General features: G+C 42.0%; 7 protein-coding genes. 2 read left to right on the plus strand and 5 right to left on the minus strand.

Features of this window, described 5'->3' with window-relative positions:
• The first annotated feature begins 152 nt into the window (after positions 1-152).
• The gene (locus KA713_09740; GenBank protein ID UXE68828.1) at positions 153-2,606 is read left to right on the plus strand and encodes an ABC transporter permease; all 2,454 of its coding nucleotides are present in this window, start codon (positions 153-155) and stop codon (positions 2,604-2,606) included.
• 503 nt (positions 2,607-3,109) lie between these two features.
• Here KA713_09740 and KA713_09745 read toward each other — a convergent pair.
• From KA713_09745 to KA713_09755, 3 genes are all read right to left on the minus strand, one after another.
• Entirely contained in the window at positions 3,110-5,524 is a 2,415-nt protein-coding gene (locus tag KA713_09745) for an ABC transporter permease (GenBank protein ID UXE68829.1), read from the minus strand.
• A gap of 1,328 nt (positions 5,525-6,852) precedes the next feature.
• Positions 6,853-7,338 (minus strand): hypothetical protein, encoded by a 486-nt coding sequence (locus KA713_09750; GenBank protein UXE68830.1) that lies wholly within the window; start codon positions 7,336-7,338, stop codon positions 6,853-6,855.
• Between the two features lie 152 nt (positions 7,339-7,490).
• Positions 7,491-8,135 (minus strand): hypothetical protein, encoded by a 645-nt coding sequence (locus KA713_09755; protein UXE68831.1) that lies wholly within the window; start codon positions 8,133-8,135, stop codon positions 7,491-7,493.
• Between the two features lie 1,373 nt (positions 8,136-9,508).
• Between KA713_09755 and KA713_09760 the strand changes: the two genes are divergently transcribed.
• Positions 9,509-10,315, plus strand: a complete 807-nt coding sequence (locus KA713_09760) for a hypothetical protein (GenBank protein ID UXE68832.1) — start codon at positions 9,509-9,511, stop codon at positions 10,313-10,315.
• A 253-nt stretch (positions 10,316-10,568) separates the two neighbouring features.
• On the opposite strand, the gene KA713_09765 is transcribed toward KA713_09760, so the two are convergent.
• Both KA713_09765 and KA713_09770 read right to left on the minus strand, forming a co-directional pair.
• Entirely contained in the window at positions 10,569-10,997 is a 429-nt protein-coding gene (locus KA713_09765; GenBank protein UXE68833.1) for a hypothetical protein, read from the minus strand.
• A gap of 155 nt (positions 10,998-11,152) precedes the next feature.
• Complete coding sequence (locus KA713_09770; protein ID UXE68834.1) at positions 11,153-11,797, minus strand: hypothetical protein; 645 nt, start codon at positions 11,795-11,797, stop codon at positions 11,153-11,155.
• Positions 11,798-12,223: the final 426 nt, after the last annotated feature.

Genomic DNA, 12,223 nt, shown 5'->3' on the forward strand with positions numbered 1-12,223 from the left:
TATAGGAAACTTCTGTGTCAATAGTCAATGATAGGTATTTTGTCCTTTGTTTGAAAGTCGACTCAGTAAATTTTTGACTACTTGGCCACCTGTCGGTTTTGTTGGCGAGTCCAGATTAAGTTTTGAATTTACTCTTGATAAACCTTAACTTAGTGACATTAATAATCTTTTTAAATTTCAATGTTATGATTTTTGATTATTTGATTACGCTTTTCAGACATTTAAGAAAACATTGGAATACTGCAGTCATAAACATCTTAAGTTATGGATTGGGGATTGCAACCTGTCTTATTCTCGCGCAACGTATAACGTACGATACGAGCTATGATAAATTTTACAATGGCTATGAAAGCATTTATAGAATTACCCTCGACAATTATTATAGTGGCATTTACCAGAATTCTACAGCTCATACTTTTGTTCCTTTGGGCTTTGAATTGAAAGCTAAATATCCTGAGGTGCAGGAGTTCACTACCATAGACGACCGCGCGAATGACGTTGTTTCCGTTGGAGATGAGATCTATTTAGAAAAGCATATCATCGCTGCGGATGTCAATTACTTTAAAGTTTTCCCGCACGACATGATGGTTGGCAGTACGGAGGTCGTGAGTCCCAACGATGTTTTTATATCCGAGAGAACTGCAGCTAAATTTTTTGATGATGGCAATCCCATTGGAAATACAATGAAGATCTACTCAAGTCTTTATACGATAAAGGGGGTATTCAGAAATTTACCTGCCAATACTCACATGAAATTTGATATCGTTCTGATTCCACCCGTCAGAGAATCTAACGATTGGAATGTCTCTTACATGTACACGTATATTAAATTGAAAGGCGATGCTAAATCATTTAATGAAAAACTGGAAAGTTTTAGTAAAGAATACTCCCAGCTAGCTGACTCACAAACCGAAGGCGACTATACATTCAAAGCGAAAGCTCAACCCTTATCGAGTATTCATCTCGAATCACACTTGTCGGATGAACTGGAAATAAATGGAAAGATGGAGGATGTCTATATTCTGCTGGCCATCGCCATCATGATCCTTGCCATTACTTGCTTTAACTATATTAACATCACGACCACCCTGAACGCATCCAGGGCGAAGGAGGCATTTATACGAAAGATTCATGGCGCGTCTTCCCGCCATTCTATCGTGCAACACATCACTGAATCCCTTGTTCTCAATTTATTTGGATTCGTAGTAGCGATATTGTTTCTGATCGGTTTTATTAATTGGGATGATACCTTTAGTTCGTCATTTGTAGGGATCGAATGGACCAACTCTGTACATTACTCCATGCTGGCGATACTATTTTCCCTGGCACTTATTCTTTCTGGCGTACTGCCCGCTTTATTCTTCGCTTATAACATCCGGTCACGATCTATACATAAGACTTCTTTGACGAATAATATAAACACCAGTTTTGTCAGAAACATGGCTTTTGTGCAATTCATGATTTCGTTCATTCTTATATCCGGAGCGCTTGTCGTATTAAGACAATTAAAGTTTATGAAAGAAGGTGATTTGGGTTTTACTGACAAAGGAGTGATTGCAGTGGAGATAAGTCCCTTAGCCTACCGAAGAAATGAAATTCACTTTCAGAAATTAAAAGACGATTTGGAGAAAGATGCCTCCATTGAAAATGTTTCTTTTTCACGCACAGTACCTGGAGAAGATTTGATTGTTAGTTCCGTTCGAGTGACAGACGAACCCATGGAAAATACCCAAAGCTGCAATATGGAAATTGCCACATCAGATTATTTCAATATTTACGGAATCGACATAATAGCTGGTAGAGCATTCTCGGAGTATCGCGCTGCTGATGAAAATACGATATTGATCAATGAGTCACTGGCGCGAAAATTAGACAAACTCAATTTTAAAAACATTGTCGGGAAAGTGGTTACAGTTGATTATGCGCGCAGGTCTGTCAATTTTACCGTGGCTGGAGTTGTTAAGGATTACTATCATGCTTCCAAGAAACGAGAGGTTCTGCCTATGCTATTTATACCGCTCAAACATTCAGGTGGCGTAGCCAGAATCTCAATAAAGACGAGCAGTATCAGAGAGGGTAATTTGAAGTCTACAGAAGAATTAGTTCGAAAAGTCTTAAAAGAAAATTTAACAGAAGCTAATTCAGGTAGGGGCTTAGATGTAGGGTTTGGAGTTATTGACGTGGAGCTAAATTATAATAAACAGTACAGTGGTGAGGAGCAGTTTTCAAAATTTGTAAATGTATTATCCGTACTGGCAATTTTGATGGCCGGTGTGGGTTTCTTCAGTTTAGCGTCCACAACGATAAGAAAAAGAACGAAGGAAATAGCCATACGAAAAGTCCATGGAGCTAAGGTTGAGGACGTATCTTTTATCTTGTTCGGCTATTTTCTCAAACTTGCAGGTGTGGCTTTTATAGTTTCATTGCCCATCAGCTACTTTTTAGTTCAGGATTGGCTCAATGACTTTCCACTTAGAATTGATATTGATTCATGGTTTGTTCTTTGGCCTTTAATCATAACAACTAGTTTAGTTTTATTATCCGTAAGCTATCACGTATTGAAAGTCGTTATTATTAACCCTGTAGAGCATTTAAGAAATGAGTAATTACAATCATTCGACCGTTATCTGCTGTGCGCTGGGGATTTGGCTCTTGCTATAGCTTTGGTGTCGCGGTGGGTTTGTGTGGCTATGGCATGTGCCAAATGCACGGGGTAATCGATGGGAACTCTTCAAAGAAATGCGAAGGGTCGGCTGTTTTAATTTTTACTGCCCCCGTTATGTTTTTTAAAAGTCCAAGTTGTCCCGAAGTCGTTCAATTGTCCACGTGGGAAATCTTTGTTAGTAGAATGTCGCCCGTTAGATGACCAAATTGTCCGGGCCCTATTACTGCCAACGTTTGTGTTTCTGCAGTGGTGCCTTTCCGAAGCCGCGTCCTGTCCCACGAAACGAAAACGTTGAACGAAGATAGAACTTTAAACCAACTCGTCACGGCACCATTGCAGAAACATTTTGTTGTGTGTAGTACCCGCCATGCTCCGCACTGAGCACTCTTGCACAAGCTTTGGATGCGTGTCAGCACGTGTGGCTTGGGCAAGTGTGCGGTTGGATTATTCATGTCTCAATGAGTCCACGGGATTAGCTCTTGCAGCTTTGATTGACTGATATCCAACCGTAAGCCAAGCGATTGCGATGGCAGATACACCAGCACCGACAAAAATAAATTGATTAATGTTCACACGGTAAGCGAATTCATTCAACCACTGAGACGATGCCCACCAACTTAGCACAGCCGAAGGTATAAACGCAATAACCACGAGCACAATAAATTCTTTCGTCAGCATCATTGAAAGCGAGCCCACCGATGCGCCCAGTATTTTACGTATGCCGATCTCTTTGGTGCGCTGTTCTGCCGTGAATGCGGCAAGCGCGAACAAACCAAGGCAAGCAATGAAAATGGCCAAGCCTGAGAATACGCTCAACACTTGACCCATCCGAAGCTCCGAACGAAAAAGTTTGTCAAAATTTTCATCCATGAAAGAATACTCGAATGGTTCGGAGCCGGCATATTGCTTCCAGAGTTTTGAGGTGTTGTCTATCAATGTTTGGGCATTGCCTTCGTAGCGCACCATCATGTTTGCCGCAGAGAAAGGCCATGGAAAAATAGCTAACGGTCGCACTTTGTCGTGGTAGCTTTCAAAATTAAAATCTTTCATAATGCCGATAACGTGCGCTGGAACGAAGGAACCATTTGGACTATGAAGAATCTCTTGCCCTTCTGCCTTATCAAATCCAAATTCCTTTGCGGCTGCTTCGTTGATAACCACCGCGGTAGAATCAGCCAGAAAGTCCTTTGAAAAATAACGGCCATCCTTCATCTCAAACTTCATCACATCTTGAAAGTCAAAATCGGCTCGATAAACTCCAACAAAATGATCTCCAGATGATCTGGCAGAGCGCATCACACCAGGGCTGTAAACTCCTGGAAATTTGTTGACGGTAAAACTGACTTTTGATACTCCCGATTGCTGAGCAATTGCATTGCGAAAGGCCTCCCCATTTTTGCCAAGTCGATCACCAGCTTCAATCACCAACACATTTTTCTTGTCCATGCCCATTTGTTGTTGTTGCATGAAATTGATTTGAGCATAAACAACCAAAGTGAAGATGATGAGGAAAATAGAAATAGCAAATTGAAACACTACCAACGTGCTACGGATGCCTTTGCTCTTGAGCCCTGAGGTAACTTTCCCCTTCAGCACTTCAACTGGACTAAATGAGGTAAGGTAAAATGCTGGATAGCTTCCTGCAAGCAAACCAACAATCAACAACATAATTCCAGCCCCCAACATAAATTTAATATCCAGTAAATGGATCATCGACAAGTCTTTTCCAGAAAGTATATTGAAAGCAGGCAGCAAAAAGTAGCAAAGCATTATGGCCAAGGCAACAGCCACCAAACTGTAGAGCATCGACTCAGCAAGAAATTGCCAGATCATCTGGCTGCGAAGCGAGCCCAAGGTTTTGCGCAAGCCGACTTCCTTTGCGCGACCGGCAGATTGCGCAGTGGACATGTTCATGAAATTGATGCAGGCGATAGCTACGATAAAAATGCCTATGCCGCCAAAGATGTAAATGTACATCATGTTCCCACTGGGCTCTATATCAAACTGCGAAGTTGACCTCAAATGGATATCAGTGATTTTTGTAGCGTAGAAACTATAGATTCCCCCAGACTTACGAACCTGATCCAAGCTGTTGCCTAAAAATTTCTGCAGTTCAGGGGTTACATATTTAGTCACTATGTTTTCAAATTTTTTCTCGACCTCAGAAACGGGCGTGTTTTTCTGCAACAGAAAGTAAGTGTATACACCACTGTTAAGCCACGCGTTTAATTTGAAGTAATTATCCGGCCCGTCAGCCGAAACCAATACGTCAAAACTAAAATGTGAGTTGCTAGGGCAATCGGCTGCTACACCAGTCACTTTATAGGTCGCCTTGTATTCACCCTCACCGATGATGACTATTTTTTCAAGTGGGTTTTCATCACCGAATAATTTGCGCGCTGTCTTCTCGGTAAGCACAATTGAGTTAGGCTCTTTCAAGGCGGTTCTGGCATTCCCAGAAATGAGTTTAAAGGAGAAGAATTCAAAAAAGTTGCTTTCCGTAAAAAACACTTTATACTCGGTGGTTGACTTTTCCTGATAATGTATGTCTAGTTTCAACCAAGGACTCATCCTCACGGTGGACTCCACTTCAGGTATTTCTGCCATCATCGCATCTGCTAAGGGTGGGCAAACAGATGTCCTCCTCACATCTCGCTCGCCAAACTTCTCGTGCAGCCCAACTTGGTACATCCGATCGGCATTCGCGTGAAAACGATCGTAACTAAATTCATCAATCACATACAAGGCAATGAGTAAACAAGCCGTTATGCCGGCAGTCATACCTAATATATTGATGCCGGCAAAAAACTTTCGCTTACGAATGTTGCGGATGGCAATGGTGATATAGTTCTTAAGCATGTCCTATTTTTTTTTAAGTGTCAGCTCAAAGATTAAAGCCAATAAAGCTACAACTCTTTTGTTTCTAACTTAGTAAATCGCTCGTAAAAAAATGTAAACGAAATGTAAATTCTGTTTTTACTCTTCAAAATTTATGAGTTGTCAGCGGGCTAGAAATTTGTCCACCGTGGTAAATTGTCTGCGGACATGTTTTTGAATTTAGTCTTGAGTTTTCTTTTCTTTCACTGTCAGCCAAACTGAAATTTGTCCGCGAACCGAAATTGATTTCTCTCGCCTTGCTTTTCAGTCCCCGGTTTTGTCGGGAAGTCGCGGGTGGGAGAGGCAGGCTCTTTTGCATTGCTTTGGTTTGAGTGTCGGATGTGTGGCAATGCAAATGTGCCTGACTGTGCGCAATGAAACTCTACTTTGTCGGGCGGGTATTACACACAACGTGAGTATTTGCGGTCGAGCGGGGCTTCCGAAGCCACGCGCTGTCCCCGACACCGAACGCAATAAAGATACGAAAACCTTGGATTACGCGTCAACCCCGCTTGACGCAAATACATTGTTGTGCGTCCGTAGTTTATATTCTCAAATGTTGTTTAAAAAGTCGTTCAAGTTCGTTCAGTTTTACTTCGTCAAAGTCCCCGACCGATTCGTATGGGAAGTCGTCTCCCGAGGTCGTATTCTCTAACGAGATAAAGTAATGGTCCTCTTGTTTGTTTTAAGTCGAAATATAGAAAAGGTACTTTTCCGAGTTGTCAGAAAGTCCTATTGCACATAAGTCTGCGTCCCAATAGTCTCTGATTTTAAAACAGTCGTCACCAAATTTGTCAAAAAGGTATTTTACAATTTCTAAAATTCTGTCGTCCTTTTGTAAATCTTTATAGCTCATGTCTAAGTAGTCCGGAAACTATGGCGCACAACGCTAAAGTTTGCGTCAGGGCGGGAGGTAAACACCTGCGTCATCTCCCACGTGATAAAAGAACTAAATAACCACCAACTTTGCAAGCCACACGTCCGCCCCGCCTGGCGCAAACTTAATGTTATGGGCTGCTGTCCTACGTCACGCTCCACGAAGTGCGTCCCGATGTAGTCATGCGTCAAACGCTCAACAACGTGCTGTCTTCCCCGGTCAACGGAGTGCCCACGTAAACGTCAAACGAAAAATTGTCAACTGGCTAAAGTCCCACGAGAACAAAACAAGTTGCCCATAACGTAAATATTTGCGATCGGGCGGGGATTTGAAACTGCGCCTTGTCCCCAGCACCGAATGAAATAAAGATAACAAAACTTTGAATTACACGTCAACCCCGCCTGGCGCAAATATATTGTTGGGCGTTCGTGCATTAGTCCGCTCTTTTTGTTCTAAATGTCTTGTATCCAGTTGTCGCCAAGATTGTCCCGGTAATTATTATTAAAGACCACAGTGTCCCCTTAGTTACTTTAAAGCCGGATAAAGCGTTAGCCTGAATTCCTTTGTCCATTTCTCTCGAATACAAAACTCTCAACTGACTCTCAAGTCCATTCACCCAGTCCAGATACATAATCTGTCCCAAGAGGATTATTAAAAGTAAAATAGTCAGGATTCCATTTATGATTTTGTTATTCAGTTTGAAATAGATTCCTCTCGTTAAATATGTCGTAGTCAACAGGCCAATAAAAATCACTGTCAGCAAGATGGTTTTAGGAAAAACGTAATAGGTGTCGTGAAGTTGGATGTCAACAGGTGTCGAGTCAAGTATTTGGTCACCGAAAATCCATAGTCCAATAGCTCCTGTCAAAATTACTGTCCCAAGCACCCAATATACTTCACTTATTATTCTTGCTCTCATCTCATTTATGCATGACGCCCAACGTAAATATTTGCGATCGGGCGGGAGTTTGAAACTGCGTCCTGTCCCTAGCACCAAACGAAATAAAGATAACAAAACTTTGAACTACACGTCAACCCCGCCTGGCGCAAACATATTGTTGGCTGAAGTTGCTACTCCGTCCATGGCCTAGTTATCCTAATGCTGTCCTTCCGTTTTGTAACAAATTTGTTGTCTGAATTGATGATTGTATGATAGGTCAACGAGTCAATGGTAATCAAATTGTCTTTAAAATCGATCTCCTTTATTTCATAGGTGTCAATAACTCCTTTATCGAATTTACTTCTTCTAACTTTTTTGCAATACATACCTATTGGATTTTCTCCCCAGCTTGCATCATAGCCACACTCCTCAATATTGAATTCATCTTTCAAATTGCAATTGTCGTCCAAGAGGAGATACCAAAGAGTCATATATTCAAATCCCTCAACTCTTACAATTATTGGTTGTAGGTCGCCAATTTTTTCTTGTTTCGAAACTAAGCCAGCAATCCAATAACTTGGTTTGTAATAGTCCCCGAGAAATGGAAATAGCAATTTGACAATTTGTAAGCTGTCCATTTCCTTGAGTTGTTTAGATTTGTAGTAAAATCTTCGTCCGCTGTTTTCTCTTGATATGTCGTTGAGACTAATTGATTCTCGAAGATTGATCGCAGCAAATAAGCTGTCGGGCAAACAATTTGTTGCGCTACTGTCATTTTGCTTTGTTTGCACACAGGCAAAAAGTAATGCAAAAATAACTAACAGTCCAAGTCTCATATTTCTCTATTGTGGTCGAGCAATTTCAGCCAACGGCTAAGTTTGTGACGGCTGCGGTCTTCGGAGCGCGTCCCTGTCACACGTGGCAGGGCTAAATTAAGAAAAACAAACCGAATAACCGCACCGCACCCGCAGCTGGCATAAACTTTTTGTTATGCGAACAGCCCCAGAAACTGTTCAGGGGCCGAAAAACCGTCCAACGTGGCGGGTGCGCCTGCGTCCCTGTCCCGGAGCGGTGAAGCGTGGCGCGGTGAAGAAATTGCCAACCGCGTCACCGTCCCCACGCAATGGTGAACCAATTTGAAAAGCTGCAAAACAAATAAGCAAAGGCGCGGGATGAATTTTGTTTTGCGGTTTCAAAATCCTGCGAGTCCGCGGGGCTTGCGCATAACGCTAAAGTTTGCGTCAGGGCGGGAAGTTAACACCTGCGTCATCTCCCACGTGATAAAAAAACTAAATAACCACCAACTTTGCAAGCCACACGTCCGCCCCGCCTGGCGCAAACTTATTGTTATGGGCTGCTGTCCTACGTCACGCTCCACGAAGTGCGTCCCGATGTCGTCAGGCGTCAAACGCTCAACAACGTGCTGTTTTCCCCTGTCAACGGAGTGCACACTTAAACGTCAAACGAAAAACTGTCAACGAGCTAAAGTCCCACGAGAACAAAACAAGTTGCCCATAACGGCCAAGTTTGTGACGGCTGCGGTCTTCGGAGCGCGTCCCTGTCGCACGTGGCCGAGCTAAATTAAGAAAAACAAACCGAATAACCGTACCGCACCCGCAGCTGGCATAAACTTTTTGTTATGCGAACAGCCCCAGAAACTTTTCAGGGGCCGAAAAACCGTCCAACGTGCCGGGTGCGCCTACGTCCCTGTCCCGGAGCGGTGAAGCGTGGCGCGGTGAAGAAATTGTCGACCGCGTCACCGTCCCCACGCAATGGTGAACCAATTTGAAAAGCTGCAAAAGAAATAAGCAAAGGCGCGGGATGAATTTTGTTTTGCGGTTTCAAAATCCTGCGCGTTCGCGGGGCTTTCGCATAACGTGCAAATGCTTATGTCAGTAGCGGGATTTTGAAACTACGCCCTGTCCCACAAAACGAAACGAAATTATGAAAACAAAACTAAATAACAACACGTCACCCCGCTATTGCATAAGCATGGTGTTGGCTGCTGGCGCGATGTCACACGAAACTAAGCACTTATGCCCAAGCTTTGGTCGTGCGTGGTGTCGAGCGGATTGGGCATGTGTGCGGAATGGTTACCATTTTGTAAATTTGTCTAATGAATAAGAAAGTCAATATTCCGAAGTCCGACTTTAGCATTACGATTGACTACGTCAAAAACTCACGCAAGCCGTCTAGAGTTTTTGAAACTATGTCCAACCTCATTAAGGCCTTTGAAGTTTTTGATGATTCCCTTGTAAAGCATCTAGACAACAAGATTGAAACAACAATTTTGCTTGAAGATATTGAAATTGGGTCGTTAAGGGCTTGGTTAGCAAATAAGTTGCGAGGAATACCCGAAGAAGCATTAAAAGAATTGGATTGGAAAAAAGCTGTAGGTCATTATCTAAATCAAGGTAGATACATATTGCTAAATGTCCTTGAAAAGAAAGCACAGATAACATCTGGGGATGTTGAAATAATAGATTTACAATTAAAAGAAGCTGCAAAAACAACAAGAGTAAATGAACTACCAACTTATGTCCAGCCTACAAAAAAGTCCATTATTGAAAATATTAAAAATATAAGTGAAGCAACGAAGCCTTTAGTCGAAGGAGATACTGTTTTTTATGAGGATAATGAAAACAAAACAAGTTTCAATTTAGAATTAAAGATTGATGTAGAGTCACTTGAAGACTTGATTACAGAAGAAGAATTACAGTCAGATTCAACAATGATATTGAAAGTAAGAAAGCCTGACTTTTTAGGAAACACAAAATGGAGCTTTAAGCACGGGGAACAAAACATTGAAGCATCTATACTTCATCAAGACTGGCTGAATAAATATCAACAAGGTCAAGAAATTATTATCAATCCTCAAGATGCCTTAGTATGCAGAGTTAGAACAACTGTCAAGCATGATGAAAACAATGATGTGATTTCAAAGACTTATGAAATCTTAGAAGTCAAGGAGATTAGAAGAGCACCAAACAGTACGCAAACAAAAATAAGCTTTTAGAACTATTGTGTCGTGCGGTTGCAAAGGTTGGCTTATTTGCTTGCTTTGGTGTCGCGTGGGTTTGCGGGGCAAGCAAATGTGCCAATGCGCGTCTGGGTCTGTCCCGCGCTTGCAGCCAACGATTTGTGCTTATGCCAGTAGCGGGATTTTGAAACTGCGCCCTGTCCCACAAGCAAAACGAAGTTATGAAAACAAAACGTAAAGTCAATACGTCACCCCGCTATTGCATAAGCACAGTGTTAGCACCAGCCAACTATTTTTTTGTCACTGTAACCAATTTGTCAATAGTCTCAAGCAGCACGGGATAAATAAATTGTCCCGCTGATTTTTGTCTGATGATTTTGTTTATCTCGTCACTGTATTTGTCAGCGGATTGCTTGTCAATGGATATTTCTCCCAACACACCTTTAAATTTAAACTCGTTTAACTTTCGGTCAGGCCATTTTCCCGCAGAAATTAGTTTTTTCGCAACTAAACCTGTCGAGCCGTCATTAAATCTATGTTGTCCTAATTCGACAATGTCACTAGGGTAGAATTCGTGAACATAAAGAAAGTCAACATATTCAGTAAATTCTTTATCGTCAAGAATTTCATACTGATTGTCCGAAAGCTTTGTTGCATTAACAGGAACAAAAGAGGTCGAGCCGTCAAGTAATTGAATATATATTTTCTCTTCGGTCATTGTCGTTCTCATGGTTGGTGCTAACGTTTGTGTTTGCGCAGTGGTGGGCTTTCGAAGCCGCCACTGTCCGCGTGGGCAAACGTTGAACGAAGATAACACTTATAGCTTACACGTCACCCCACCATTGCGCAAACATTTTGTTAGCGGCTGGTTTTCTAAAACTTAATTTCTCGAGCTTCTTCATACTCTACTCCTGTCACTTTGTTTTTATCAAAAGCGTCTTTAATCGTAGATGAAACAATTTTTGGCTTTGAAAATGGTAAAAAAGTAAAAATGTCTAAGTCCTTGTCGAATTTTTCTGTTACGAATATTTCATCCACCTTAACTCCGAACTTTGCTTGTATATCTTTTGATTTCAGTTCTTTGTAGTGTTCATAGGAATTGAGTTCTATTACTTCTTTTCTGAATGTCCATTCTGTTTCACAAAAAATTGATTTGTCATAGTCAAGATACAAGGTGAGTTCTGGCTGACAAAGGTGTAACCAATAGTAATTTAATGTCTCTCTTGTCTTTGGTAATATGATGCTTGCCTCATAAAACTTATGTCTCATCAGTTTAAATTGGCTTAATATTTCTCTAACCTTATTATTTACTAGAAGCCCGCTTGCGCTTATTGATGCTTGGGACAGAACATCCGTCAACTTAGCTGTTTTCACCAACTCAAAATGCAGTTTTGGTGTAAAGCCAGGAAATTCCCATGGCGACATTGAATGGGCATATTCTTGTGTCAGACAATGAAGTTGTGGATATGCTCTTCCTGTTTCTTTGCCTGTCGAGTCTGATATGTTGTAATATTTCATGTTTATCAGTCTGTCCGTTGTCTAACCGATTGTGGTTGAGTGTCCGCTAAACTTGCCGCTAACGCTAAAGTTTGCGTCAGGGCGGGAAGTTGACACCTGCGTCATCTCCCACGTGATAAATAAACCAAATAACCACGAAACTTACAAGCCACACGTCAGCCCCGCCTGGCGCAAACTTAATGTTATGGGCTGCTGTCCTACGTCATGTTCCACGAAGTTCGTCCCGATGTTGTCCTGCGTCAAACGCTCAACAACGTGCTGTCTTCCCCTGTCAACGGAGTGCACACTTAAACGTCAAACGAAAAACTGTCAACGAGCTAAAGTCCCACGAGAACAAAACAAGTTGCCCATAACGTTTGTGTTTCTTCAGTGGTGCGCTTCCGAAGCCGCGCCCTGTCCCCGACACCAAACGTTGAACGAAGATAT

It is taken from the genome of Chryseotalea sp. WA131a (assembly GCA_025370075.1).
Taxonomy (GTDB): domain Bacteria; phylum Bacteroidota; class Bacteroidia; order Cytophagales; family Cyclobacteriaceae; genus ELB16-189.